The organism is Mumia sp. zg.B21, from assembly GCF_019550855.1.
GTDB lineage: Bacteria > Actinomycetota > Actinomycetes > Propionibacteriales > Nocardioidaceae > Mumia.
In genome coordinates this window covers 1,206,316-1,231,069 of the sequence record NZ_JAHWCJ010000001.1, presented here as the reverse complement: position 1 = coordinate 1,231,069, position 24,754 = coordinate 1,206,316, and the positions used below count along the sequence as shown (strand labels likewise).

The window sequence follows — 24,754 nt, the reverse complement described above, 5'->3', positions numbered from 1 at the left end:
TGCGAGACTTCTCGGGTGAGCGCACAGATTCTCGACGGCAAAGCAGCGGCCTCGGCGATCAAGGCCGACCTCACCGAGCGGGTCACCGCCCTCGCGAAGCGCGGTGTACGACCGGGGCTGGGCACGCTGCTGGTCGGAGACGACCCCGGCAGCCAGATCTACGTCGCCGGCAAGCACCGGGACTCCCTGCAGGTGGGCATCGAGTCCATCCGGGTCGACCTGCCCGCGACCGCCACGCAGGCCGAGGTGCTCGCCGCGGTCGACACGCTCAACGCCGACCCCGCGTGCACGGGATACATCGTGCAGCTGCCGCTGCCCAAGGGCATCGACGAGAACGCCGTCATCGGACGGATCGATCCGGCGAAGGACGCCGACGGGCTCCAGCCGACCAACCTCGGGTGGCTGGTGCTCAACGAGCCCGCCCCGCTCCCCTGCACGCCACGCGGGATCGTGGAGCTCCTGCGCTGGGGTGGCGTCGAGATCGCCGGCGCCCACGTCGTCGTGGTCGGACGCGGCGTCACCGTCGGACGCCCGCTCGGGCTCCTGCTGACGCGACGCTCCGAGAACGCCACCGTCACGTTGTGCCACACCGGCACCCGCGACCTCGCCGCCGAGGTGCGGCGCGCCGACATCGTCGTCGCGGCGGCGGGTGTGCCGTCGATCGTCACCGCCGACATGGTCAAGCCGGGGGCGGCGGTGCTGGACGTCGGCGTGAGCCGTGACGCGGAGGGCAAGATCGCCGGTGACGTCGACGCGGGCGTCGCCGAGGTGGCCGGATGGGTCTCGCCCAACCCCGGCGGTGTCGGACCGATGACCCGGGCGATGCTCCTCCAGAACGTGGTGGAGGCCTCCGAACGCGCAGCCGGCGTGGCATGAGCCGACGGGAGGGTCTCACAGCGGGCACGCAGATGTACGCCGCGCTGGTCGTGGCCGTCGTCGTGGGTCTGGCTCTCGTGGCCTTCGGAGCGTGGCGGCAGGGCATCATCCTGCTCGGCGGCGCGCTCGTCCTCGGTGGCGCCGTGCGCGCCGTCCTCCCCGAGCCCCGCACCGGGCTCCTTCGGGTGCGGGGCCGGGTCTTCGACACCGCGTGGATGCTGTTCCTGGGATCCGGGCTCGTCACGCTCGCCTTCGTCGTACCCCCCGGGATCGGCTCCTGAGCACGAAACCTCGACGCGAGGTCGGTCGCCGCTAGGCTGCGGCCATGATCCGGCTGCTCATCAACGCCGCCATCGCGCTGGGGTCGAGCGCGGTCGGCATCCTCGTCGCGACCTGGGCGCTGCCCGAGATGGACGTCGAGGCGAGCGGATTCGCGACGGCGGTCGTGGTGTTCACCCTCGCTCAGGTGATCTTGTCGCCGTTCGTCACGACGGTCGCGGCGCGCAACGCGCCGGCCTTCCTCGGCGGCATCGGGCTGGTCTCGACCCTGGTCGCGCTGATCATCGCCCGGGTGGCGACCGACGGACTGTCGATCTCCGGGGTCACGACCTGGGTTCTTGCGGCACTGATCGTGTGGCTGGTGACGGCGCTCGCCGCATTCTTCCTGCCGATGATCTTCCTCAAGCGCCGCCGCGACGACAGGGCCGCCGGCAGACCGCGCTGACGGGACGACGAAAGCCCCGACCCCAGCCCGTACGGGCCGGAGGTCGGGGCTTTCGCAGATCGTGCGTGCGCTCAGATGAGGCCGAGCTTGGTGACGGCCTCGCGCTCCTCGGCGAGCTCGGCGACCGAGGCGTCGATCTTGGCCCGCGAGAAGTCGTCGATGTCGAGGCCCTGGACGATCTCCCAGTCACCGTTGCGAGTCACGACGGGGAACGACGAGATGAGACCCTCGGGGACACCGTAGGAGCCGTCGGACGAGACGGCCATCGAGACCCAGTCGCCCTCGGCCGAGCCCTGCAGCCAGTCGCGCGCCGCGTCGATCGTCGCCGACGCCGCCGACGCCGCCGAGGACGCACCGCGGGCCTCGATGATCGCAGCGCCGCGCTTGGCGACGGTCGGGATGAAGTCGTTCTCGATCCACGCCTGGTCGCCGACGACCTCGGCGGCGTTCTTGCCGGCGATCTGGGCGTGGAAGAGGTCTGGGTACTGGGTGGCCGAGTGGTTGCCCCAGATCGTCATCTTGGAGATGTCGGTGACCTTCGCGCCGGTCTTCGCGGCGAGCTGCGAGATCGCGCGGTTGTGGTCCAGGCGGGTGAGCGCAGAGAAGCGCTCGGCGGGGATGTCCGGCGCGTTGGTCTTGGCGATGAGCGCGTTGGTGTTGGCCGGGTTGCCGGTCACGCCGATCCGGATGTCGTCGGCGGCGTGGTCGTTGAGCGCCTTGCCCTGCGCGGTGAAGATCGCGCCGTTGGCCTCGAGGAGGTCGCCCCGCTCCATGCCCTTGGCCCGCGGACGGGCGCCGACGAGGAGGGCGAGGTTCGCGCCGTCGAAGATCGTGTTGGCGTCGTCGCCGATCTCGACGGAGTCGAGCAGCGGGAACGCGCAGTCGTCGAGCTCCATCACGACGCCCTCCAGCGCCTTGAGAGCGGGCGTGATCTCGAGCAGACGAAGCTGGACCGGGGTGTCCGGGCCGAGCAGATCGCCGGCGGCGATCCGGAAGAGCAGGCTGTAGCCGATCTGACCGGCGGCGCCGGTGACGGCGACCTTCACGGGTGTTGCGCTCACGACATCTCCTTGCAAGGGCGGGGCGTACAGGCACGTACGTGCTCCTGACGCTAGCAAGGCGGGGCCCTTCCCTGCTGTCAGGGGTGCGGGCCCGGCTCGCTGTGCGGAGAGAGGTCAGGAGTCGGAGTCTCCGACCACGTCGACGTCGGACCGGTCGACGCCGGTGATGAAGACGAACGTGGCTCCGGCGATGGCCGCGCCGATCAACGGCGCGAGGATGAAGAGCCACACCTGCGCTAGGGCGTCCGCCCCGGCGAACCACGCCACGCCGAGCGACCTGGCCGGGTTGACCGAGGTGTTCGTGACCGGGATGGAGATCAGGTGGATCAGCGTCAGGCCGAGGCCGATCGCCAGCGGCGCGAACCCGACGGGGGCACGCTTCGAGGTCACGCCGAGGATGATGTAGACGAACATCGCCGTCATCACGATCTCGCACACCAGGCAGGACCACAGGGCGTACCCGCCGGGCGACCTGTCGCCGTACCCGTTGGTCGCGAAGCCGCTGTCGACCGCGGAGAAGCCCTCCACCCCACGGGCGATGGCGAGCAGGACGGCTCCAGCGATCGACGCGCCGACGATCTGCGCGGCGGCGTATGGACCCACGTCACGCCACGGGAAGCGCCGTGCCACGGCGAGGCCGACGGTGACCGCGGGATTGAAATGGGCCCCCGAGATGTGGCCGACGGCGTACGCGCCCGTCAGGACGGTCAGGCCGAACGCGAACGCGACGCCGAGGTGTCCGATGCCCAGGTTGCCGACCTCGGGTGTCACGAAGACCGCTCCGAGGACGGCGGCGCCACAACCGCCGAGCACCAACCAGAACGAGCCGAGCACCTCGGCTCCGAGACGAGCACGTAGATCGGGCGTCATGGATCCCCCCTCGTGGGCGGGACGTCCCCCTGACAGTCCCGTCTCGCATTGTGCTCGCCCTGCGCCCGGTGTGCACCCCGGGTCGTGGCACGCCGGTCGTCAGTCGGCCGGCAGCACCCAGATCGCCTCGGCGGCGCGCAGTCCCAGCTCGGTGGCGATGCCGCCGATCTCGACAGCGAGCGTCCCCGCGAAGTCTCGCCGCTCCACGAGCACCAGGGGACTGTCGAGCACGACGCCGAGCCCGGTGAGGTGGCGCAGGAGGTCGGGATCTGCGTCGGAGACGCGGGCGACGACGAACGTCGCCGGATCGTGCCTCTCGCTCAGGCGTACGGCACCCAGTCCGGGGACGGACCCGTCACGTGAGGGGATCGGGTCACCGTGCGGGTCCCGGACGGGCCGGCCGAGCCTGTCGTCGAGGCGTTCGACGAAGGCGTCCGACACGGCGTGCTCGAGGATCTCCGCCTCGTCGTGGACCTCGTCCCACGCGTAGTCGAGGTAGTCGACGAGGAAGGTCTCGAGGAGGCGGTGGCGACGCACCATCTGCACGGCCGCGGCACGACCGGCCTCGCTGAGCTCGATCGTCCCGTACGGCGCGTGGCGCAGGAGTCCGCGCTCGGTGAGACGGCGCACAGTCTCCGAGACGGTCGACGGCGGCTGGCCCAGCTTGGCGCCGAGCGCCTTGGACGTCACCGGCTCGGCATCCCACTCCGTCATCGCCCAGACGGTCTTCAGATAGTCCTGGTGGGCGGTGGAGAGGGCGGTCACGATCACGCGCCTCAGCGTAGCGGCGAGAAGATTTCGGTGATCCGAACTTTATCCTTCGATCTGCCGTATGCTGTGGTGATGGCACCGGAAACCGTGCGGCGCGGCATCGCCGGCCTCCTGCGGACGACCGCCTTCGTGGCGGCCTTCGTCGTGGTGGTCGCGGTGTTGTCGGCCTGGGACTTCTGAGCCCTCCCGCGAGCGAGTGAGCGACCTCACGCCCTGACCTCGGGAATTGTTTTCTCCCCGAACTTATTCTGGAAGGGATGCAGCTCACCGCCTCCCCACCTGGTCGTACCCGCACGCCGCGCGTCCTGCGTGAGCGGCGCGATCGTCGTCCCCGCCTGCTCCTCGCCCTGCTCGCGCTGGCGCTGGGCGGCTTCGCCATCGGGACCACCGAGTACGTCACGATGGGTCTGCTGCCCGAGATCGCCTCCGGGATGGGGGTGTCCATCCCCAGCGCCGGTCACGTCATCTCCGCGTACGCGGTGGGCGTGGTCGTCGGTGCCCCGGTCATCGTCTCCATGACCGCGCGGCTGCCCAAGCAGGCACTCGCGATCGGGCTCGTGGCCGCCCTCGCGCTCGGCAACCTGCTGACCGCGATCGCGCCGTCGTACGAGACCCTGCTCGCCGCACGGTTCCTCGCCGGCCTCCCGCACGGCGCCTACTTCGGAGTGGCCTCGCTGATCGCCGCCTCGATGGTCTCGCCGCAGCGGCGCGGCCGTGCGGTCGCGTCGGTGATGATGGGACTCGCGGCGGCGAACCTGATCGGCGTCCCGGCGAGCACGTTCCTGGGACAGCTGCTCGGGTGGCGCTCGGCCTACTGGGTGGTCGTCGGCCTCGCCGTGGTCACGATGGGCTTCATCGGGGCCTTCGTCCCGCAGCAGCAGCGTGACACCTCCGCGACGGTGCGCCGCGAGCTGCGGGCGCTGCGGCAGCCCCAGGTGCTCCTGACCGCCGGGGTCGGAGCCGTCGGCTTCGGCGGCCTCTTCGCCGTCTACAGCTACATCGCCCCCATCACGACCGACGTCACCCGCCTCAGTGCGGGGTTCGTGCCGTGGGTGCTCCTCGTCTACGGCATCGGGTCGATCCTGGGCACCGAGATCGGTGGCCGCCTCGCCGACCACGCGTTGTTCGCGTGGCTGTGCGCGACGCTCGTGGCGATGGCGTTGCTGCTGGCGCTGTTCGCCTACACCGCGCAGCACGGGATCCTCCTGCTCGGAGGCGTCTTCCTCCTGTCCACGGCCGCCGCAGCACTCGGTCTGCTGCTGCAGATGCGCCTGATGGAGGTCTCGGGCAGCGCCAAGATGCTCGGCGCCGCGCTCAACCACTCAGCGCTCAATGCCGCGAACGCGCTCGGCGCCTGGCTCGGTGGCGCGGCGATCGCGGCCGGCCTGGGATACCTCGCCACCGCGTGGGTCGGCGTGGGTCTCTCGCTCGCCGGACTGATCATCCTGGTCGCCTCGGCCTGGCTGTATCGCGGCGAGCGGCTCTCCCTGTCGCTCTCGCACTGAGCCGGCGCCGCCGTACCCGCGCTGCCTCGGCGTCGGGCCCCCGCGAGAGTGGGCCCGACGCCGGAGCTCACGCGGGTACGGGGGAGTGGGCGCCGTTGACCGGCGCGACCTCACGGAGCCAGACGGTCGACCCCTCGGCGAGCCCACGCTGGAGCGCGTCGTTGCGGGTGAGCTGGACCTGGACCGGGTCGCCGCCGCTCGTCGGTGTGACCTCGAGCCGCACCTCGTAGCCGATCCGCGTCCACCGCGTGATGGTGCCGACGACGGAGTCCGGCACGGGTCCTGCGGCGACCTCGATGTCGTGCGGCCGTACGAGCCGCCCGTCGAGGGTTGTCACCGGGCCGAGGAAGGACAGGACGAAGTCCGACGCCGGCTGGTCGTACAGCTCGTCCGGCGTCCCGATCTGCTCGATCCGGCCCTGGTTGATGACGACGATCTGGTCGGCGACCTCCAGAGCCTCCTCCTGGTCGTGCGTGACGAACACCGTCGTCACGTGGACCTCGTCGTGGAGGCGGCGCAGCCAGTCGCGCAGCTCCTTGCGGACCTTCGCGTCCAGCGCGCCGAACGGCTCGTCGAGCAGCAGCACGCTCGGCTCGATGGCGAGCGCACGGGCGAGCGCCATGCGCTGGCGCTGACCGCCCGACAGCTGGGCCGGGTAGCGGTCGGCGAACTGCTCGAGGTGCACGAGGCGGAGCATCTCGCGGACCCGCTCGGCGACCTGGTCCTTGGGCTGCTTGCGGATCTCGAGCCCGAACGCGACGTTGCGAGCGACCGTCATGTGCTTGAACGCGGCGTAGTGCTGGAAGACGAAGCCGACGTTGCGCTTGCGGGCCGGGAGTCGCGTGGCGTCGTTGCCCTCGATCGTGACCGTGCCGCTGTCGGCGTTCTCCAGGCCGGCGATGATCCGCAGCAGCGTGGACTTCCCGCCGCCGCTGGGCCCGAGCAGGGCGGTGAGCTGCCCGGCGGGGACCGACAGATTGATGTCCTCGAGGGCCACGAAGTCGCCGAAGCGGCGGCCGACCCCTGCGATCTCGATGCTCATGCTGGGTCCTTCTCGGTGGTGAGGGGGGTGGCGACCTCGGCGGACGCCCGAATGGTGGGCGCCGCGGCGTGCCCCGGTCGCAGGAGCGTGACGACGATGAGGGCGAGCACCGCGGCAGCGGCCAGCACGAACGAGGCGGCGTACGCGGCCGTCTGCTCGAAGTTCTGGTAGCGCTCCTCGACCACGAGGGTCGCGGTCTGGGTCTGCCCGACGATGTTGCCGGAGACGATCTTGACCGCCCCGAACTCGCCGAGCGACCGAGCGAGGCTGAGGACGACGCCGTACACGAGCGCCCAGCGGATCGCCGGGAGCGTGATGCGGCGGAACGTCTGCCAGGCGTTGGCCCCGAGGCTGACGGCGGCCTGCTCCTGCTCGGTGCCGATCTCGGTGAGCACCGGGACGACCTCGCGGATCACCAGCGGGAGCGACACGAACGCCGTCGCCATGATGATCCCTGGAGTCGCATAGATGACCTGGAGGCCGGAGCTCTCGAGCGTCGGTCCGAACCAGCCGTTGGTGCCCCCGTAGGCCAGCAGCAGGGCGAGCCCCACGACGACCGGGGAGACCGAGAGCGGCAGGTCGATGAGCGCGGAGAGGATACGGCGGCCGGGGAAGGTGTAGCGGACGAGCAGCACCGAGATGAGGACGCCGAAGACGGTGTTGATGACGACCGCCCAGGCGGCGACGACCAGCGTCAGCTCGAACGCGTCGACGGTGGTCGGCTCGGTGAGGGCGTCCACGAACGCCCCGGTCCCCTCGGCGAACGCGTTCTTGCCGACGAGGAAGACCGGCCACACGATCAGCAGCGTCAGATAGACGAGGACGATCGCGCGCAGGACGTAACGGACGGGACCGCGCTCGTTCATCGTCGGGCCACCCTCCGTGCGATGACGTCCAAGGTGATGATCGCGAAGAGAGCCACGAGGAGAAGCAGCGACGCGACGGAGGCGGCGGCCGCCATGTTGCCGTTCTCGATGTAGGTCAGGATGCGCACCGAGGTGACTTCCGTGCGCATGGGGAGGTTGCCCGACAGCAGCACCAGGGAGCCGTACTCGCTGATGGCGCGGGCGAACGACAGCGCCGCACCGGCGGTGATGGCCGGCGTCAGCGCCGGGAGGAGGACCTTGCGGAAGGTCGTGAGCCGGCTCGCGCCGAGCGACGCGGCGGCCTGCTCGGTCTCCGGATCGAGCTCGAGCAGGACCGGCTGCACCGTCCGGACCACGAACGGCGTGGTGACGAACAGCAGTGCCAGGAAGACGGCGACGCGGGTGTTGGCGACGTCGATCCCGATCGGGCTGCCGGGACCGTAGAGGCTCAGGAGCACCAACCCCGCCACGATGGTCGGCAGGGCGAACGGGATGTCGATGACGACCTCGAGGATCCCCTTGCCCCAGAAGTGGTCTCGGACGAGGACCCAGGCGATGAGCGTGCCGAAGACGACGTTCGTCACGGTCACCAGGACGGCCTCGCCGACGGTGAGCTTGATCGCGGCCCACGTCTGCGGTTGCTGGATCGTCTCGACGAAGGTGGTCCAGCCACCCTCCGTCGTGGTGAGGACGACGGCCGACAGGGGCAGCATCACGAGGATGCTGAACCAGATCAGCGCGACGCCCAGCCCCAACCCCGCTGCGGGGGTCAGGGCCGTGGCCGCGCGGGCCCGGCGCCGGGGACCCCGGCGCCGGACCCGCGTGAGGGTGGACGTGGTCACGACTTGCCCGTCTCCTGCTGGATCTTGGTGACGACGCCGTTCTTCTCGTCGAAGAACTTGGTGTTGATGGCTTCCCAGCCGCCGAGGTCACCGTCGATGGTGAAGAGCTTGGACGGCGTCGGGAACGGGTCCGACGGATCGTTCGCGCCCTTGACCTTGCCGACCTTCACGTCGGGGCTGATCGGACGGAAGCCCTTCGAGACGTACAGCTCCTGGCCCTCCTCGCTGAGCACGAAGTCGAGGAACGCCTTTGCCTTCGGGTCGGCCTTCTTGGTGACGGCGCCGGGGTTCTCGATCAGCAGCGTCTCGTCCGGGACGACGTAGTCGAACTTCTCGCCCTGCTGGCGGGCCAGGATCGCCTCGTTCTCGTACGAGATGAGGACGTCGCCGGTGCCGGCCTGGAAGGCTGCGGTGGCGTCGCGGCCCGAGCCCGGGAGCGCTGCGACGTTCTTGAAGAACTTCGTCAGGTACGCCGTGCCGGCGGCGTCGCCGCCGTCTGCCGCAGCCTGCTGCCACCCGGCGAGGATGTTCCACCGTGCAGCGCCGGACGAGCCCGGGTTGGGGGTGACGATGGAGACGCCCGGCTTCACGAGGTCGTCCCAGGTCTGGATGTTCTTGGGGTTGCCCTCGCGCACCACGAGCACGACGACGGAGTCCGTCACGATGCCCTTGTGCTCGCCGTCGTCCCAGGTGTCCTCGACCAGTCCCGCCTCGACCAGGCGTGTCACGTCCGGTGTGACGGAGAAGTGCACGTAGTCGGCCTTCAGCCCGCCGGCGACGGCGCGGCTCTGGTCGCCGGACGCGCCGTACGACTCCTTCCAGACGACACCCTTGCCCTCGTCGGTCTTCCCAAACTCCTTCTGGGCGGCGTTGTTGCCCGCCTTGGGGACCGCGAAGCCGACCAGCGACAGCGTTGTGCTGGAGCTGTCGGCGTCGGCGCCACCGCACGCCGACAGCCCCAGCGCGGCGGCGAGCGCGGTGGTTGCGGCGATCAGGCGGGTTGCCCGCTTCCGAGTGAACATGTCGTGCCTTTCGACGTGCGCCTTGTGCGCTGTAGCCAGTGAGTTACTAATCCCGAGTAGATTACTCGACTATAGCGACACAGGGGCATGCAGGCGCCGATTCTCACGATGTGGGCGCGGCGCCGTCGCAGCCCTTCAGCTCAGGGGAAGACGACGGTCCGGGAGCCGTTGAGCAGGACGCGCTGCTCGGCGTGCAGGCCTACGGCCCGCGAGAGCACACGGGTCTCGACGTCGCGGCCCGCCTGCACGAGCGAGGCCGGGTCCTGCTGGTGAGCGACCCGGGTGACGTCCTGCTCGATGATCGGGCCCTCGTCGAGGTCGGCGGTCACGTAGTGGGCCGTGGCGCCGATGAGCTTGACCCCGCGCTCGTACGCCTGGTGGTACGGCTTGGCGCCCTTGAAGCTCGGCAGGAAGCTGTGGTGGATGTTGATCGCCCGTCCCTGGAGCCGCCGGCAGGCGTCGTCGGACAGGATCTGCATGTAGCGCGCCAGGACCACGAGGTCGATCCCCAGCTCGTCGACGAGGCCGAACACCTGCTCCTCGGCCGACGCCTTCGTGGCTGCCGTCACCGGCACGTGGTGGAACGGGACGTCGTACGACCTCGCCAGCCGCTCGAGGGTCGTGTGGTTGGAGACCACGGCGCCGATCTCGATGTTGAGAGCGCCGATGCTCTGCCGGAACAGGAGGTCGTTGAGGCAGTGACCCTCCTTGGAGACCATCACCAGCGTGCGGCACGGCGCCTCGGCCACGACCAGGCTCCACGTCATCGCGTGCTCGTCGGCCACCGGAGCGAACCCGCCTCGGAGCGCGTCCACGTCGTACGGGTCACCGACGCTCTCGAAGTGCACCCGCAGGAAGAACCGTCGCGCCGTCGCGTCCGTGAACTGCTGCGCGTCCACGATGTTGCCTCCGCGGTCCACGATCCACGACGAGATGGCGTGCACCAGCCCCGGGCGATCGGGGCAGGTCAGGGTCAGGACGTACGTGGAGGTGGTGGTGGACATGCCGCACAGCGTACGGCGGGCCCACCGGGCGGATGCGCGACAGCCCCCTGGCCACGGGGCCAGAGGGCTGTCGGGGAGTGCGTGCGGAGGGTCAGGCCTGCTGCGCCGGCCCCTGCTGTGCCTGCTGCTCGGCGACCTGGGAACGGACCTCGTCCATGTCGACCTCGCGTACGGCGTCGATCACCTGGTCGAGCGCCTGTGCGGGCAGCGCCCCGGGCTGGTTGAAGAGGAGGATGCCGTCACGGAAGGCCATCAGCGTCGGGATCGAGGTGATCTGGAGCGCACCGGCGAGATCCTGCTCCGCCTCGGTGTCGACCTTGGTGAACTTGATGTCCTCGTTCTTCTCGGCCGCGGCCTCGAACACGGGGGCGAACTGGCGGCACGGGCCGCACCAGGAGGCCCAGAAGTCCACCAGCACGATGCCGTCGGAGGAGATGGTGTCCATGAAGCTGTCGGAGGTCAGGGCAGTGGTTGCCATGTCACGTCCATTTCGATCGGGTGCGTCTGTGCGTCTGCGGTGTTCAACAGCGGACGGGCCCGCAGGATTCCCACCCGTACCTCCACCCTAGGCAGCCGCCGGTGTCAGGCGTCAGGGAGGCGAGCGACATCGGGGTACCCGAGCCGAGGCGACGAATGGTGCGGCGCTCGATGGAAGAAGAGAGCCTCGTATGACTGGAACTGTGTTTCGCGAGCCGAAACGGCGGTAGAGTCCGGCCATGTCTCGTCGAGGCGATCGACGGCTCCCGCGCGCGCTGCGAAAGAAGCGCTCCCCGGTCGAGGTCGCGGCCTCCGCCCTCCTGTCGTCGGGTTTAGGGCTGATCGTGGTGGTGATGCTGCCGATCGGTTGGCGGCGAGCGTATGACGGCGCCGTCCTGCTCGCCGGAGTGACGCTGCTCGTCGCGTGGGCGATCGTCGACGTCGTGTCGGCCTCGCGCCGTCCTGATGAACCGCGCTGGTCGTTCGGGGTGCGGCCAGTCGGGCTCGCGCTGAGCCACGCCGGGTTGATCGTCATGCTCGCGGCCACGGGGATGATGTTCGTCTGGCCTGACCCGCCGTTCTGGCTGTGGGTGGTCCGCACCGTCGGCGGCGTCGTCTTCGTCATCTGTGAGTCCGTGGAGCTCTGGGACCGCCGCGCGGAGCGCGCGCGGGAACGCCTGCGCGAGCGCGAACGACTGGCCTACGAGCAGCGGCGCTGGGAGGAGGCTCGGGTTGTTGCCGAGGCAGCGGCCGAGAGTGCCCGTACGCAGGCCGCCCTGATCGCCCTGGACGGGTACCGGAGCCGAGAAGCCGCCCGGGTCGACGAGGCTACGCCTCGGCGAACCGGTGAGGGTGCGCCGGATAGACGCCCATGACCTGAACGTCGGTCGAGAAGAACGCCAGCTCCTCCAGTGCGCGGGCCAACGCCGGCTCTTCGGGATGGCCGTCGACCTCGGCGAGGAACATCGTCGCCGTGAAGGTGCCGCCGACCATGTAGCTCTCGAGCTTGGTCATGTTGATGCCGTTGGTCGCGAAGCCGCCCAGCGCCTTGTAGAGCGCAGCGGGGATGTTGCGCACGTTGAAGACGAACGTCGTCACCGTCGGCCAGTCGCCCCGCGGGGCGGGCTGCGGATGCTGTGAGAGGACGACGAAGCGGGTCGTGTTGTGCTCCTCGTCCTCGACCGCGGTGGCCAACGTCTCCAGGCCGTACGTCCTCGCGGCGAGCGGGGTCGCCAACGCTGCCTTGGTCGGGTCACCCCACTCGGCGACCTCGCGGGCGGCGCCCGCGGTGTCCCCGGCGATCACCGGTCGCAGCCCGCGCTCGCGGATGATGCGGCGGCACTGACCGAGAGCGTGGACGTGGCTGTGGACCTCGGTGATGGTGTCGAGTGTCGCCCCGGGCACCGCGAGCAGGTCGAAGTGGATCGGCAGGAAGTACTCGCCGACGATGTGCAGCCCCGACGTCGGCAGGAAGTGGTGGATGTCGGCGACGCGGCCGGCGAGCGTGTTGTCGATCGGGATCATCGCCAACCCGGCGCGTCCGTCGGTCACCGCCGCGAACGCATCCTCGAACGACGCGCAGGCCATCGGCTCCCAGTCGGGGTAGGCGTCGGCGCACGCGATGTGAGAGTTGGCGCCGGGCTCGCCCTGGTAGGCGATGCGGCGGGGGAGGTCCACGTCCTGGGTCACGGCGCCATCATCGCACCGCCACCAGGCGGCGGTGCGCCCGACGACCCGCCGGCGGACGGCGGGCAGACGGGTCAGGAGACGCGCCGTGCCCCGTCGGCCGGCTCGACCACGAACGTGCGGGGCGCGGGAAAGTCGACCCTGGCGAACGCCGCAGCCACGGCTGCCCGAAGTGCGTCGACACCACCGGCCTCCACCAGCGCGATCGCGCTGCCGCCGAAGCCCCCACCGGTCATCCGGGCCCCGAGTGCACCGTGCTCGAGGGCCGCCTCCACGGTGAGGTCCAGCTCGGGTGCGCTCACGTCGTAGTCGTCGCGCAACGACACGTGGGACGCGGTCATCAGCTGACCGAGCTGCGGCCAGTCGCGAGCAGCGAGGGCGCGCACCGCCGACCGCACCCGCTGCGTCTCCGTGATCACGTGCCGGAGCCGAGCCTTGAGCGTGGGGTCGTCGACCTTGAGGACCGCGTCGGGCGGTGCGGCGGCCAGCGTCTCCAGGCCGAGGAGCTCGGTCAGCTCGACGGTCTGCGCGCGCCGCTGACCGTACTCGCCGCCGGCATGGCTGTGCTTGGCCCGCGTGTCGACGACGACCAGGGCGTAGCCGTCGTCCACCCAGTGCGCGGGGACCGGTTTGACGGTCGGCGGTGCAGAGGCCGTCTCGATGAGCAGCGCGTGCCCCTGCTCGCCGCACATCGACGCGAGCTGGTCCATCGAGCCCGTCGGGGCTCCCGCGTAGTCGTTCTCGCCCCGCTGGCAGATCAGGGCCATCTCGACCGGGTCGACCTCCCAGCCCTCCAGGCCGGCCAGCGCCACCGCGATACCGCACTCGATCGCGGCCGAGCTGGAGAGGCCGGCGCCGAGGGGGACGTCGGAGGAGATCACGAGGTCGGCGCCCCCGGTCGTACGGCCGGACTCTGCGAGGGCCCACACGGTGCCTGCCGCGTAGCGCGCCCATCCGTCGACGTCGCCGGGGGCGGTGTCGGCGCCGAACTCGACCGACCGGTCGGTGATCCCCGACCACACGCGCACACGGCCGTCCGTGCGCCGCCGAGCCTTCACGGTGGTCTGCAGGTCGATCGCGATGGGGAGGACCGGGCCGCCCACGTAGTCGAGGTGCTCGCCGATCAGGTTCACGCGTCCGGGAGCCGCCCAGACACCGACCTGACCATCGGGAACGGGCTCGGCTGCAGTCATGCGAGCCATCCTCGCGCATGGCGTCTCGCTACGCTGGAGGGGTGGACGAGACCCTGTGGAACATCGCCCTCGTGCTCGTGTTCATCCTCCTCGGCGGTGTGTTCGCCGCGGCGGAGATGGCGCTGGTCTCCCTCCGTGACTCCCAGCTCCCCGAGATCGCCAACCGGGGCAAGCGCGGTGCGACCGTCGCGCGACTGGCGTCGGACCCGAACCGCTTCCTGTCGGCGGTGCAGATCGGTGTCACCCTCAGCGGGTTCCTGTCGGCCGCCTTCGGTGGCGCGACGCTCGCCAACGACCTGAGCCCGCTCCTCGAGGAGCTCGGCCTGTCGTCCGGCGTCGCCTCCGTCGCCGCGCTGATCCTCACCACCGTCGTCATCTCGTACCTGTCGATCGTCTTCTCGGAGCTCACCGCCAAGCGCCTCGCGATGCAGCACTCCGTGGCGTTCGCGCTCGCGCTCGCACCGGGGGTCGACGCGGTCGCCCGGTTCGCGACGCCGGTGATCTGGCTGCTGTCGGTGTCGACGAACGTCGTCGTGCGGATGCTCGGGGGCGACCCGTCGGCAGCCCGGCAGGAGATCACCGACGTGGAGCTGAGGGGCCTGGTCCAGACGACGCAGGGTCTCTCGGACGAGGAGCGCAGCATCGTCGAGGACGTCTTCGCCGCGGGTGACCTCCAGGTCCGCGAGGTGATGCTGCCGCGGACCGAGGTCGACTTCATGGACAGCTCGCTGCCGGTCTACAAGGCCGTGCAGCTGGCCCGCGAGAAGCCACACTCCCGCTACCCGGTGATCCGGGGGACCGCGGACGAGGTCGACGGCTTCGTCCACGTCCGCGACCTGTTCGACCCCGGCATGCGAGACCGCGCCGTACGGGTCGGTGAGCTGGTGCGTCAGGTCGTGATGATCCCCGGGACGCGGCCGGTGCTCGCCGCGATGACCGACATGCGTCGTGCCAACACCCATCTCGCGATCGTGGTGGACGAGTACGGCGGCACCGACGGGATCGTCACGCTCGAAGACCTCGTCGAAGAGCTGGTCGGCGACATCCGCGACGAGTACGACACCGCCGACTCCGAGACGACCCGGTTGCTCGGCGGCGCCGTCGAGGTCGACGGGCTGCTCAACCGTGACGCCTTCGCCGACGAGACGGGGATCGAGCTTCCCGAAGGCCCGTTCGAGACGGTCGCGGGATATCTGGTGGCCCGGCTCGGCCGGATCCCCGAGGTGGGGTCGTCGGTGCCGATCGACGGGTACCGCCTGACGGTGACCGCGATGGACGGGCGCCGCGCAGCGCGCCTGCGGGTCGAGCCCGAGTCCGCCGCAGCGAATCCGGAGGCGCCGCCCGAGGAGGGGCTGGCAGAATCGGAGCATGCCTGACGCCGCTACCTCGCCCCGCCGTGTGCTCTCCGGGATCCAGCCGACCGCGGACGCGTTCCACATCGGCAACTACCTCGGCGCGGTGCGGCACTGGGTGGCGCTGCAGGAGGACCACGACGCGTTCTACTTCATCCCCGACATGCACGCGATCACCGTCGCGTTCGATCCCGCCGTCGTGCACGCCCGGACCTACCGTGCCGCCGCGCAGCTGATCGCGCTCGGCCTCGACCCGCGGCGGGCGACGCTGTTCGTCCAGAGCCATGTCCCCGAGCACGCCGAGCTCGCGTGGGTCCTCAACTGCATCACCGGGTTCGGCGAGGCCCGCCGGATGACGCAGTTCAAGGACAAGTCGGCCAAGGGCGGCATCGAGCAGGCCTCGGTCGGGCTCTTCACCTATCCGGTCCTGATGGCTGCCGACGTGCTGCTCTACCAGGCCGACGGCGTCCCGGTCGGAGAGGACCAGCGTCAGCACCTCGAGCTGACCCGCGACCTCGCGCAGCGTTTCAACAGCCGCTACGGCGACACCTTCACCGTGCCGAAGCCGCTCATCGTCGCCGACACCGCCAAGATCCTCGACCTGCAGGACCCGACGATCAAGATGAGCAAGTCGGCGTCGTCGCCGAAGGGCATCCTCGAGATCCTCGAGGAGCCCAAGTCGGCGGCCAAGAAGATCCGGGGCGCGGTCACCGACTCCGAGGCGGAGGTGCGCTTCGACGCTGAGGAGAAGCCGGGTGTGTCCAACCTGCTCTCGATCTACTCGGCCCTCACCGGGCGGTCGGTCGACGACATCGTCGCCCAGTACGCCGGCGGCCAGGGCTACGGCACCTTCAAGGTCGACCTCGGTGAGGTCGTCGCCGACTTCGTGACACCGCTGCGCCAACGCACCGAGGCGCTGCTCGCCGACAAGGCCGAGCTGGACGCCGTCCTGCGCGACGGCGCGCAGCGGGCACGCGAGGTCGCGTCCAAGACGCTCGGCGACGTGTACGACCGTGTGGGGTTCGTCCGCGCACGCTGACACGAGCCGTCGGCGGGGATCACTCGCTGCCCGGCCAGCCCGTACGGCCGAGCGCTAGGGTGGTCGCCATGCCCACGATCGGCGTCGCCATTCCCGTCCCCGAACCCTGGGGAAGCGAGCTGCGCGAGCACCGCGCGGAGTTCGGCGACACCCAGGCTGCGCTGATCCCGTCCCACGTGACCCTCCTCCCGCCGATGGAGGTCTCCGAGCGTGCGCTCGAGATGGTCAACGACAAGCTCCGCGTGGACGCTCGTGCCATCGAGCCGTTCGTGATGAGGCTCCGGGGGACGGGCACGTTCCGGCCGGTCTCCCCGGTGGTCTTCGTCGCGGTCAGCGAAGGCATCTCCAGCACCGAGCAGCTCGCCAAGCACATCCGCGACGGACTGCTCGACGAGGGTGAGCTCGAGTTCCCCTACCACCCGCACGTCACCGTCGCGCACCGCGTGAGCGAGGCCGCGCTCGACCGGGCCTACGAGGAGCTCGCCGACTTCTCGTGCGAGTTCGAGGTCCGCGCGTTCGCGGCGTACCGGCACGACGACGAGGTGGGATGGGTTCCGTACCAGGAGTTCGAGCTCGGCTGAGGTCGCGGACGCGCGGACGGGGGGAGCGTCGTTGGGCAGGCTGATCGAGCGGGTCAAGGCCTGGTTCGCGTCGGTACGTCGTCGACGACCGTTCGTGGACCACGTGGCCCGGACCGTCGCGCACTTCATCGCGGTACGCGGCAACATCCTGTCGGGAGGCATCACCTACTTCGGGTTCCTCTCGGTGTTCCCGATCCTGGCGCTGGCCTTCTTCGTCGTCGGCTACCTCTCCGAGTACGTCCCCGGCGCGCAGGATGCGCTGGAGACCGCGATCGACCAGATCCTGCCCGGCATCGTGACGACGCAGAGCCCCCCGCCCGACGGCATGATCTCCTTCGACCAGATCGCGGCGAGCCGCAACATCGCCGGTGTGCTGGGTGTCCTGGGTGTCCTCTACACCGGCCTCGGCTTCGTCTCGAACCTGCGGACGTCGCTCGAGGCGGCGTTCGTGGTGCCGCCCAAACGGACGTACGGATTCCTGCCCGGCAAGCTGCGCGACCTCGCAACGCTCGTGCTGGTCGGCATCATCCTGCTGCTCTCGGTCGGGATCTCCGGCGCGGTCACCCGCTACACCGGTGACCTTCTCGACCGGATCGGGATCTACAGCCTGCCGATCGAGATCGCCGTCGGCGTGCTGAGCGTGGTGCTGGGCGTCGCCTCGAGCACCCTCCTGTTCTTCGCGATGTACGCGATCCTTCCGCACACCGACGTGCCCCCGCACGCCCTGTGGCGCGGCGCGTTCCTCGCAGCGATCGGGTTCGAGGCGATCAAACAGCTCGCGTCGTTCGTCCTGGACGCCGCTGCCGGTGGGGGACTCGCGTCCCTGGCGCTCGCGGTGACGCTGCTGGTCTGGATCCACTTCTTCGCCCAGCTCACCATCTACGGCGCTTCCTGGGCGCTGACCTCGCCCGAGTCCCGCACGCGCGGCGTCGTCGTCGAACCCACGATCGTGCCGTCGGTCGGCGCAGAGGTCACTCCGGCAGGCCTCGCCCCAGCGCCGCAGGCGGCGCCAGGGCGAGAGGAGACGGCCACGCCGTCGCGCGTCCTCCTGCTCCTGGCCGGCCTGGCTGTGGCAGCGTGGGCCTGGCTCCGGCACGACAAGGCGAGGAACACACTGTGACCAGAAGACTGCCCTCGAACGCCGAGATCGAGGAGGCGTACGCACGGGTGCGCCCGCTGGTGCGCCGCACTCCGGTCGTCGAGATCGACGGTGGAGACGTCGGGGTCGCCGGACGCGTCCTGCTCAAGCTCGAGCTGCTGCAGCACACCGGCTCGTTCAAGGCGCGCGGCGCGCTCAACACGGTGCTGAGCATGCCCGAGGGCACGACAGGTGCCGTGGCCGCGTCGGGCGGCAACCACGGTGCCGCGGTGGCGTGGGCCTGCGGCATCGCCGGCATCGAGGCGGACGTCTTCGTCCCCTCGACCTCTCCGACCGAGAAGGTGCGGCGGATCGAGCAGTACGGGGCGACCGCGCACGTCGTCGACGGCTGGTACGCCGCCGCGTACGAGGCCTCGCGTGCCTGGGCGGAGGGCCGCGCCGTGGTGCCGGTGCACGCCTACGACGAGGACACGATCGTGGCCGGGGCGGCGGGGGTCGGGGTCGAGATCGGCGACCAGGCGCCGTACGCCCGACGGGTCCTGGTGCCGTGTGGTGGCGGCGGGCTCTACAGCGGCACCGCGCTCGCCCTGCGCGACCAGATCCCGGTGGTCCCCGTCGAGCCGGACCGCTGCCCCTCGCTCACCGCCGCGCTGGCCGCCGGTGCCCGGGTCGACGTCGAGGTGTCGGGGGTGGCGGCGGACTCGCTCGGCGCGGCGCGGACCGGTGAGCGGGCGTTCGCGGTCGCCCGCGAGCTCGGAGCCGAGCCGATGCTGGTCAGCGACGACCAGATCCTCGCCGCACGACGTCTGCTGTGGGACGAGTGCCGGGTGCTCGCCGAGCCCGGAGGTGTGACCGCGCTGGCGGCGCTGGTCGCGGGCAAGGCGGACGTCCGCGAGGGCGAGACGGTGGTCGTCGTCATCTCCGGCGGCAACCACCCGACCATCCCCGACGACGTGGTGGCCACGGTCTCTCGCTGACTCGTGGCCGAGGCAGGTTAAGAGGCAGGGTCAGCCGATCAGGTCCACGTCGACGCCCAGGTCCTCGGCGGCGAGCCCGCGCAGGTGCTCGACGAGGAGGTCCCGGAAGGCGCGGGGGGCCAGCGGGAGCGCCTCCGTACGGCGGTGTGCGAGCGCGATGGTCCGGGTGAGCTCCGGCTCGCCGATCGGGGTGCCGCGCAGCGACGGGCGTGACGGCAGCACCATGCCGGGGACCACCGCGTAGCCGAGCCCGGCCTCGACGAACCGCAGGACCGCGTTCATCTCGCCGCCCTCGATCGCCAGGGTCGGCTCGAAGCCAGCGTCGAGGCAGGCCTTCATCGTGGTGTCGCGCAGGTCGTAGCCCTCGCGGAACATCACCAGCGGCACGCCCTCAAGGTCGCGGACGGCGAGGGGATCCTTGCCGGGAGCCGGCGCGTCTGCGGGCCCGGCGACCACCAGGCGCTCGCGCAGCAGCGGCGTGGCGACGAGGTCGGGATCGTCGCTGCGCAGGGGCACGATCACGAGCGCCAGGTCCAGGTCTCCTCGGCCGAGCGCGCGGGTCAAGGTGCGGGAACCGCCCTCGGTCACCTCGAGCTCGATCCCCGGGTAGGTCGAACGGAAGGCGATCAGGGCGTCGGCCATCAGGCCCTCCCACATCGAGGGCGTCGCCCCGACGCGGACGCGACCGCGTTGGAGGCCGGCCACCTCCCTGACGGCGCGCAGGCCCTCGTCGTGCTCGATGATGATCTCCTGGGCGTGGGGGAGAAGCGCTTCGCCGGCGGGGGTGAGCCGGACGGCTCCACGCTCACGCTCGAACAGCGCGGTGCCGAGCGAGTTCTCCAGCACTCGGATCTGCTTGGACAGGCTCGGCTGAGAGACGCCGCAGTCGTCCGCGGCCTGGGTGAAGTGCCGCGTGCGGGCGACCGCGACGAAGTAGGTCAGCTGCTGGATCTGCACGACTCCAGTGTGCCATGCCTGTTGGCTATGAAAGTGAGCCTCAGTATGACTTAGCGCAGTCGGTGGAGTCCGGCCTATCGTGAGCGGGTGGCGACAACCGAGATCACCAAACCGCGACCGGGCGCCCGACGCTCCACGGTCGCGCTCAAAGCACTCATGGCGGTCAGCGGCCTCATCATGGTCGGCTACCTCCTGCTCCACATGTACGGCAACCTCAAGGTCTTCAGCGGCCAGGCGGCCTTCGACGAGTACTCGCACCACCTGCGCACGCTCGGCGAGCCGCTCCTCCCTTATGAGGGACTCCTCTGGATCATCCGCGTGGTGCTGCTCGCGGCGATCATCGCCCACGTCTACGCGGCCGTGGTGCTGACGATCCGAGACCGCAAGGCGACCCGCACCTCCCCGGGATCCCGATACAAGTCGAAGAAGAACAAGCGCGGCTTCCAGCGCAGCTACGCGTCGTTCACCCTCCGGTGGGGCGGCGTGATCATCTTCCTCTTCATCATCTTCCACCTGCTGAACCTCACGACGAACGACATCGCCCCGGGCGGCGCCTCGCCGAGCCCGTACGAGCGGGTCCTCAACACGTTCGGCGAGTGGTACATGGTGCTCGCCTACACGGTGGCGCTGCTGGCGGTGGGCTTCCACCTCCGTCACGGCGTGTGGGCCGCGGGCATGACCCTCGGCGCCAACACCAGCGCCAAGGCACGTCGCAACCTCAACCTTCTCGCGTACGCGGTCTCGGGAATCATCACCATCGGCTTCCTGATCCCGCCGTTCGCCATCTTCTTCGGATGGGTGGGCTGACCCCATGACCGTCAACGTCTCGGAACGCACCGACGACTTCACCGACCTCTACGACCTCGGCGCCCCGATCGCCGACACGAAGGCGCCCGACGTCGACGTGACCAAGCGCTGGGAGACCCGCCGCTTCGAGGCCAAGCTGGTCAACCCGGCCAACCGCCGCAAGCTCAAGGTCATCATCGTCGGCACCGGCCTCGCCGGCGCCTCGGCGGCCGCCACCCTGGGTGAGGCCGGCTACCAGGTCACCAGCTTCTGCTACCAGGACAGCCCGCGACGGGCGCACTCGATCGCCGCGCAGGGTGGCATCAACGCCGCCAAGAACTACCGCAACGACGGCGACTCGATCTATCGGCTGTTCTACGACACGGTCAAGGGCGGCGACTTCCGGAGCCGGGAGTCCAACGTCTACCGGCTCGCCGAGGTCTCGGTCGAGATCATCGACCAGTGCGTCGCCCAGGGCGTGCCCTTCGCCCGTGAGTACGGCGGACTCCTCGACAACCGCTCGTTCGGCGGCGTGCAGGTCTCGCGCACGTTCTATGCGCGCGGCCAGACCGGCCAGCAGCTGCTGATCGGCGCCTACCAGGCGCTGGAGCGTCAGGTCGCCGCGGGGACCGTCGTCAACCACACCCGCCACGAGATGCTCGAGGTGATCGTCGCCGACGGCCGCGCCCGCGGGGTCGTGGTGCGTGACATGGTCACCGGCGAGATCGAGTCGCACTTCGCCGACGCCGTCGTCCTCGCGACCGGCGGCTACGGCAACGTCTTCTTCCTGTCGACCAACGCGATGGGGTCCAACGTCACCGCGCCCTGGCGGGCGCACCGCAAGGGCGCCTACTTCGGCAACCCCTGCTACACGCAGATCCACCCGACCTGCATCCCCGTCTCGGGCGCCTACCAGTCCAAGCTCACCCTGATGAGCGAGTCGCTGCGCAACGACGGCCGCATCTGGGTCCCCAAGAAGGCCGGCGACGACCGTCCGGCCGCGGAGATCCCCGAGGAGGAGCGCGACTACTACCTGGAGCGCCAGTACCCGGCGTTCGGCAACCTCGTGCCTCGTGACATCGCCTCGCGCGCCGCCAAGTACGTCTGCGACGAGGGCCGTGGCGTCGGTCCCGGCGGCCTCGGGGTCTACCTCGACTTCGCCGACGCGATCGCCCGCCTCGGACGCGCCACGGTCGAGGCGAAGTACGGCAACCTCTTCGACATGTACGCCCAGATCACGGGCGAGAACCCGTACGAGACGCCGATGCGGATCTATCCGGCCGTGCACTACACGATGGGCGGGCTGTGGGTCGACTACGACCTGCAGAGCTCCATCCCGGGCCTGTTCGTGACCGGCGAGGCCAACTTCTCCGACCACGGCGCGAACCGTCTCGGGGCGAGCGCGCTGATGCAGGGTCTGGCCGACGGCTACTTCGTCCTGCCCAACACGCTGGCGAACTACCTGGCCGACGGCCCGTACGAGCCGGTCGACGAGTCGCACCCCGCTGCCGTCGAGGCCAAGCAGCAGGTCACCGACCGCATCGAGAAGCTGCTGTCGATCAACGGCACCCGGACGGTCGACTCCTTCCACCGCGAGCTCGGCACCATCATGTGGGAGTACTGCGGCATGGCGCGGTCCGAGGGCGGGCTGCTCAAGGCGATCGAGCTCATCCGTGAGCTGCGCACGGAGTTCTGGCGAGACGTCAAGGTGACCGGCGTCAACGAGGACCTCAACCAGACCCTCGAGCGCGCCGGCCGGGTGGCCGACTTCATCGACCTCGGCGAGCTGATGTGCATCGACGCGCTCCACCGCCGCGAGTCCTGCGGAGGCCACTTCCGTGTCGAGAGCCAGACCGAGGACGGTGAGGCGCTGCGTCACGACGACGAGTACGCCTACGTCGCGGCCTGGGAGTTCGGTGGGGACGGCGGAAAGCCGGTCCTGCACAAGGAAGCACTGGTGTACCAGAACGTCGAGATGAAGCAGCGGAGCTACAAGTGAAGATCACCATTCGTGCGTGGCGTCAGGCCAACACTTCCGACCAGGGCACGATGGTCGGCTACGAGCTGGACGACGTCTCGGAGCACATGTCGTTCCTCGAGATGCTCGACGTGCTCAACGAGCGCCTCACCCTCGAGGGGGAGGAGCCGATCGCCTTCGACAGCGACTGTCGCGAGGGCATCTGCGGCATGTGCGGCGTGGTCATCAACGGGCTGGCGCACGGCCCGGAGCGTACGACCACCTGCCAGCTGCACATGCGGTCCTTCAACGACGGCGACGTCATCGACATCGAGCCGTGGCGCTCGGCGAGCTTCCCGGTGGTCAAGGACCTCGTCGTCGACCGCGGGGCGTTCGACCGCATCATCCAGGCGGGCGGCTACATCAGCGCTCCGACCGGATCGGCGCCCGAGGCCAACAACCTCCCCGTTCCCAAGGAAGACGCCGACCGCGCCTTCGAGGCGGCCGCCTGCATCAGCTGTGGCGCTTGTGTCGCCGCCTGCCCGAACGGCTCGGCGATGCTCTTCACCGCCGCCAAGATCACACACCTCGGCCTGCTCCCGCAGGGACAGCCCGAGCGCGCCGAGCGCGTGGTGAGCATGGTGGAGCAGCACGACGCCGAGGGCTTCGGCAACTGCACCAACATCGGCGAGTGCACGGCAGCCTGCCCCAAGGGCATCCCGCTCGAGACGATCTCGCGGCTCAACCGCGACCTGCTCGGAGCGCTCGCCAAGGGCAAGGACTGACCGACGTCCGTCCGACGGCCCGCACCTGGAGCAGGTGCGGGCCGCCGACTTGCCGCCGGCCGGGGCGGTGCGACCGAGACCTCGCGATAACCTGAGGCCATGCCCACGCCCGCGGACCTCGTCGCGGCCGTCGACGCACTCGTGCCCGACCTGCTCGACGTCCGCCGTGACCTGCACGCCCATCCGGAGCTGTCCTGGCAGGAGCACCGAACCACCGACGTCGTGGCGGGCTGGCTGGACAAGTTCGGGATCGAGTCGACGCGACTGGACCCGACAGGGCTCGTCGCCGAGGTCGGTGACGCCGAGGGACCCGTCGTGGCGTTGCGCGCCGATCTCGACGCCCTGCCCATCACAGACAAGACCTCCGACCCGTGGCGCTCGTCCGTGCCCGGTGTGACGCACGCGTGCGGCCACGACGTCCACACCGCGGCCCTCATCGGGGCGGCCGGCGCCCTCGCGCGGCACGCGCACGACGGAGGGCTCCCTGTCCGGGTGCGGCTGGTGTTCCAGCCCGCCGAGGAGGTGATGCCCGGTGGTGCGCTGTCGATCCTCGCCGCGGGCGCGCTGTCGGGCGTCTCTCGGGCGTTCGCGCTGCACTGCGACCCCTCTCTCGACGTCGGGCTCGTGGGGCTGCGAGAGGGCTCCATCACCGGTGCCGCCGACCGGGTGCGGGTCCAGCTCAGCGGCCGTGGGGGCCACACGTCGCGTCCTCATCTCACCCAGGACCTCACCTTCGCCCTGGCGACGCTCTGCACCCAGCTGCCCGCGGCGCTCTCGCGACGGCTCGACCCGCGCGCCGGGGCCAGTCTCGTGTGGGGCAGCATCAACGCGGGCAGCGCTCCCAACGTCATCCCCGCGACCGGCGAGGCCTCCGGGACGCTGCGCATGCTCGACGCCACCGCCTGGCACGAGGCGGAGCACCTCGTGCGGGCGCTCGTCCGCGAGATCGTCTCTCCGTACGGCGTGGATGCCGAGGTCACCTACACCCAGGGCGTCCCGCCGGTCGTCAACGACGTGGAGTCGACCGAGATCCTGCGCGACGCGGTCGCCGTCGCCCTCGGCCCGACCGCCGTGACGACGACCAGCCAGAGCCTCGGAGGCGAGGATTTCGCCTGGTTCGTCGAGTCGGTCCCTGGATCGATGGGACGGCTCGGGACCCGCACTCCTGGCGGACCGACGTACGACCTCCACCAGGGCAACCTGCGCATCGACGAGCGGGCCGTGGCGATCGGCGCGAAGGTCCTCGCCATGTCGGCGCTGGCGAGCGCGACGGTCTGACCAC

General features: G+C 70.3%; 26 protein-coding genes. 14 read left to right on the top strand and 12 right to left on the bottom strand.

What is annotated here, in order from left to right; all coding sequences use genetic code 11:
* Positions 1–15: 15 nt before the first annotated feature.
* Genes KV100_RS06060 through KV100_RS06050 form a run of 3 tightly spaced genes read left to right on the top strand, consistent with a single transcriptional unit; the run spans position 16 to position 1,600 of the window.
* On the top strand, positions 16–876 hold the full coding sequence (locus KV100_RS06060) for a bifunctional methylenetetrahydrofolate dehydrogenase/methenyltetrahydrofolate cyclohydrolase (protein ID WP_220341967.1): 861 nt from the start codon (positions 16–18) through the stop codon (positions 874–876).
* On the top strand, positions 873–1,157 hold the full coding sequence (locus tag KV100_RS06055; protein ID WP_220341966.1) for a DUF3017 domain-containing protein: 285 nt from the start codon (positions 873–875) through the stop codon (positions 1,155–1,157). The genes KV100_RS06060 and KV100_RS06055 overlap by 4 nt, the downstream gene beginning before the upstream one ends.
* 44 nt (positions 1,158–1,201) lie before the next feature.
* Positions 1,202–1,600 (top strand): phage holin family protein, encoded by a 399-nt coding sequence (locus tag KV100_RS06050; RefSeq protein WP_220341965.1) that lies wholly within the window; start codon positions 1,202–1,204, stop codon positions 1,598–1,600.
* Between the two features lie 71 nt (positions 1,601–1,671).
* On the opposite strand, the gene KV100_RS06045 is transcribed toward KV100_RS06050, so the two are convergent.
* From KV100_RS06045 to KV100_RS06035, 3 genes are all read right to left on the bottom strand, one after another.
* Positions 1,672–2,661: a malate dehydrogenase gene (locus tag KV100_RS06045; protein ID WP_220341964.1), complete on the bottom strand. Its 990-nt coding sequence runs from the start codon at positions 2,659–2,661 to the stop codon at positions 1,672–1,674.
* A 114-nt stretch (positions 2,662–2,775) separates the two neighbouring features.
* Positions 2,776–3,531 carry an aquaporin Z gene (gene aqpZ, locus KV100_RS06040; protein WP_220341963.1) on the bottom strand — a complete coding sequence of 252 codons (756 nt, stop codon included), beginning with the start codon at positions 3,529–3,531 and terminating at the stop codon, positions 2,776–2,778.
* Between the two features lie 99 nt (positions 3,532–3,630).
* On the bottom strand, positions 3,631–4,302 hold the full coding sequence (locus KV100_RS06035) for a metal-dependent transcriptional regulator (RefSeq protein ID WP_308291361.1): 672 nt from the start codon (positions 4,300–4,302) through the stop codon (positions 3,631–3,633).
* A 257-nt stretch (positions 4,303–4,559) separates the two neighbouring features.
* On the opposite strand from KV100_RS06035, the gene KV100_RS06030 reads away from it, so the two are divergent.
* Complete coding sequence (locus tag KV100_RS06030) at positions 4,560–5,807, top strand: MFS transporter (RefSeq protein WP_220341962.1); 1,248 nt, start codon at positions 4,560–4,562, stop codon at positions 5,805–5,807.
* Between the two features lie 67 nt (positions 5,808–5,874).
* On the opposite strand, the gene KV100_RS06025 is transcribed toward KV100_RS06030, so the two are convergent.
* From KV100_RS06025 to trxA, 6 genes are all read right to left on the bottom strand, one after another.
* Positions 5,875–6,849, bottom strand: coding sequence for a sulfate/molybdate ABC transporter ATP-binding protein (locus KV100_RS06025; protein WP_220341961.1), 975 nt, complete (start codon positions 6,847–6,849; stop codon positions 5,875–5,877).
* Positions 6,846–7,715, bottom strand: a complete 870-nt coding sequence (locus tag KV100_RS06020; protein ID WP_220341960.1) for a sulfate ABC transporter permease — start codon at positions 7,713–7,715, stop codon at positions 6,846–6,848. The genes KV100_RS06025 and KV100_RS06020 overlap by 4 nt, the downstream gene beginning before the upstream one ends.
* Positions 7,712–8,557 carry a sulfate ABC transporter permease subunit CysT gene (cysT, locus tag KV100_RS06015; protein ID WP_220341959.1) on the bottom strand — a complete coding sequence of 282 codons (846 nt, stop codon included), beginning with the start codon at positions 8,555–8,557 and terminating at the stop codon, positions 7,712–7,714. The genes KV100_RS06020 and cysT overlap by 4 nt, the downstream gene beginning before the upstream one ends.
* A complete protein-coding gene (locus KV100_RS06010) occupies positions 8,554–9,579 on the bottom strand; it encodes a sulfate ABC transporter substrate-binding protein (RefSeq protein ID WP_220341958.1) in 1,026 nt (341 codons plus the stop codon). The genes cysT and KV100_RS06010 overlap by 4 nt, the downstream gene beginning before the upstream one ends.
* 140 nt (positions 9,580–9,719) lie before the next feature.
* Positions 9,720–10,583: a formyltetrahydrofolate deformylase gene (gene purU, locus KV100_RS06005; RefSeq protein WP_220341957.1), complete on the bottom strand. Its 864-nt coding sequence runs from the start codon at positions 10,581–10,583 to the stop codon at positions 9,720–9,722.
* A 91-nt stretch (positions 10,584–10,674) separates the two neighbouring features.
* On the bottom strand, positions 10,675–11,061 hold the full coding sequence (gene trxA, locus KV100_RS06000) for a thioredoxin (protein ID WP_220341956.1): 387 nt from the start codon (positions 11,059–11,061) through the stop codon (positions 10,675–10,677).
* A 238-nt stretch (positions 11,062–11,299) separates the two neighbouring features.
* On the opposite strand from trxA, the gene KV100_RS05995 reads away from it, so the two are divergent.
* Positions 11,300–11,935, top strand: a complete 636-nt coding sequence (locus KV100_RS05995; protein ID WP_220341955.1) for a hypothetical protein — start codon at positions 11,300–11,302, stop codon at positions 11,933–11,935.
* Here the strand turns inward: KV100_RS05995 and KV100_RS05990 are convergent.
* Together KV100_RS05990 and galK are read right to left on the bottom strand one after the other, a co-directional pair.
* Positions 11,889–12,749 carry a prephenate dehydratase gene (locus tag KV100_RS05990; RefSeq protein WP_308291359.1) on the bottom strand — a complete coding sequence of 287 codons (861 nt, stop codon included), beginning with the start codon at positions 12,747–12,749 and terminating at the stop codon, positions 11,889–11,891. The two genes, KV100_RS05995 and KV100_RS05990, sit on opposite strands and share 47 nt — an antisense overlap.
* A gap of 71 nt (positions 12,750–12,820) precedes the next feature.
* Positions 12,821–13,939 carry a galactokinase gene (gene galK / locus KV100_RS05985; RefSeq protein WP_220341954.1) on the bottom strand — a complete coding sequence of 373 codons (1,119 nt, stop codon included), beginning with the start codon at positions 13,937–13,939 and terminating at the stop codon, positions 12,821–12,823.
* Between the two features lie 41 nt (positions 13,940–13,980).
* Between galK and KV100_RS05980 the strand changes: the two genes are divergently transcribed.
* From KV100_RS05980 to KV100_RS05960, 5 genes are all read left to right on the top strand, one after another.
* The gene (locus KV100_RS05980; RefSeq protein ID WP_220341953.1) at positions 13,981–15,315 is read left to right on the top strand and encodes a hemolysin family protein; all 1,335 of its coding nucleotides are present in this window, start codon (positions 13,981–13,983) and stop codon (positions 15,313–15,315) included.
* Positions 15,308–16,330, top strand: coding sequence for a tryptophan--tRNA ligase (trpS, locus tag KV100_RS05975; RefSeq protein ID WP_220341952.1), 1,023 nt, complete (start codon positions 15,308–15,310; stop codon positions 16,328–16,330). The genes KV100_RS05980 and trpS overlap by 8 nt, the downstream gene beginning before the upstream one ends.
* 68 nt (positions 16,331–16,398) lie before the next feature.
* Complete coding sequence (locus KV100_RS05970) at positions 16,399–16,911, top strand: 2'-5' RNA ligase family protein (protein WP_220341951.1); 513 nt, start codon at positions 16,399–16,401, stop codon at positions 16,909–16,911.
* 31 nt (positions 16,912–16,942) lie between these two features.
* A complete protein-coding gene (locus tag KV100_RS05965) occupies positions 16,943–18,031 on the top strand; it encodes a YihY/virulence factor BrkB family protein (protein WP_220341950.1) in 1,089 nt (362 codons plus the stop codon).
* Positions 18,028–18,987: a serine/threonine dehydratase gene (locus tag KV100_RS05960; protein WP_220341949.1), complete on the top strand. Its 960-nt coding sequence runs from the start codon at positions 18,028–18,030 to the stop codon at positions 18,985–18,987. The genes KV100_RS05965 and KV100_RS05960 overlap by 4 nt, the downstream gene beginning before the upstream one ends.
* 30 nt (positions 18,988–19,017) lie before the next feature.
* Here the strand turns inward: KV100_RS05960 and KV100_RS05955 are convergent, their stop codons facing one another.
* Positions 19,018–19,944, bottom strand: coding sequence for a LysR family transcriptional regulator (locus tag KV100_RS05955; RefSeq protein ID WP_220341948.1), 927 nt, complete (start codon positions 19,942–19,944; stop codon positions 19,018–19,020).
* Positions 19,945–20,031: 87 nt separating this feature from the next.
* Between KV100_RS05955 and KV100_RS05950 the strand changes: the two genes are divergently transcribed.
* From KV100_RS05950 to KV100_RS05935, 4 genes are all read left to right on the top strand, one after another.
* Positions 20,032–20,751 carry a succinate dehydrogenase cytochrome b subunit gene (locus tag KV100_RS05950; protein WP_220341947.1) on the top strand — a complete coding sequence of 240 codons (720 nt, stop codon included), beginning with the start codon at positions 20,032–20,034 and terminating at the stop codon, positions 20,749–20,751.
* A 4-nt stretch (positions 20,752–20,755) separates the two neighbouring features.
* Entirely contained in the window at positions 20,756–22,729 is a 1,974-nt protein-coding gene (locus KV100_RS05945; RefSeq protein ID WP_220341946.1) for a fumarate reductase/succinate dehydrogenase flavoprotein subunit, read from the top strand.
* A complete protein-coding gene (locus KV100_RS05940) occupies positions 22,726–23,472 on the top strand; it encodes a succinate dehydrogenase/fumarate reductase iron-sulfur subunit (protein WP_220341945.1) in 747 nt (248 codons plus the stop codon). Before KV100_RS05945 ends, KV100_RS05940 begins: the two co-directional genes overlap by 4 nt.
* 99 nt (positions 23,473–23,571) lie before the next feature.
* Positions 23,572–24,750 (top strand): amidohydrolase, encoded by a 1,179-nt coding sequence (locus tag KV100_RS05935; RefSeq protein ID WP_220341944.1) that lies wholly within the window; start codon positions 23,572–23,574, stop codon positions 24,748–24,750.
* Positions 24,751–24,754: the final 4 nt, after the last annotated feature.

Coding starts and splice junctions, on each gene's coding strand:
- purU (WP_220341957.1), bottom strand. CDS start 10,583: ATGTCCACCACCACCTCCACGTACGTCCTGACCCTGACCTGCCCCGAT.
- KV100_RS05995 (WP_220341955.1), top strand. CDS start 11,300: ATGTCTCGTCGAGGCGATCGACGGCTCCCGCGCGCGCTGCGAAAGAAG.
- KV100_RS05935 (WP_220341944.1), top strand. CDS start 23,572: ATGCCCACGCCCGCGGACCTCGTCGCGGCCGTCGACGCACTCGTGCCC.
- trpS (WP_220341952.1), top strand. CDS start 15,308: ATGCCTGACGCCGCTACCTCGCCCCGCCGTGTGCTCTCCGGGATCCAG.
- galK (WP_220341954.1), bottom strand. CDS start 13,939: ATGACTGCAGCCGAGCCCGTTCCCGATGGTCAGGTCGGTGTCTGGGCG.
- KV100_RS06055 (WP_220341966.1), top strand. CDS start 873: ATGAGCCGACGGGAGGGTCTCACAGCGGGCACGCAGATGTACGCCGCG.
- KV100_RS06020 (WP_220341960.1), bottom strand. CDS start 7,715: ATGAACGAGCGCGGTCCCGTCCGTTACGTCCTGCGCGCGATCGTCCTC.
- KV100_RS06050 (WP_220341965.1), top strand. CDS start 1,202: ATGATCCGGCTGCTCATCAACGCCGCCATCGCGCTGGGGTCGAGCGCG.
- KV100_RS05970 (WP_220341951.1), top strand. CDS start 16,399: ATGCCCACGATCGGCGTCGCCATTCCCGTCCCCGAACCCTGGGGAAGC.
- trxA (WP_220341956.1), bottom strand. CDS start 11,061: ATGGCAACCACTGCCCTGACCTCCGACAGCTTCATGGACACCATCTCC.
- aqpZ (WP_220341963.1), bottom strand. CDS start 3,531: ATGACGCCCGATCTACGTGCTCGTCTCGGAGCCGAGGTGCTCGGCTCG.
- KV100_RS06030 (WP_220341962.1), top strand. CDS start 4,560: ATGCAGCTCACCGCCTCCCCACCTGGTCGTACCCGCACGCCGCGCGTC.
- KV100_RS06025 (WP_220341961.1), bottom strand. CDS start 6,849: ATGAGCATCGAGATCGCAGGGGTCGGCCGCCGCTTCGGCGACTTCGTG.
- KV100_RS06010 (WP_220341958.1), bottom strand. CDS start 9,579: ATGTTCACTCGGAAGCGGGCAACCCGCCTGATCGCCGCAACCACCGCG.
- KV100_RS05945 (WP_220341946.1), top strand. CDS start 20,756: ATGACCGTCAACGTCTCGGAACGCACCGACGACTTCACCGACCTCTAC.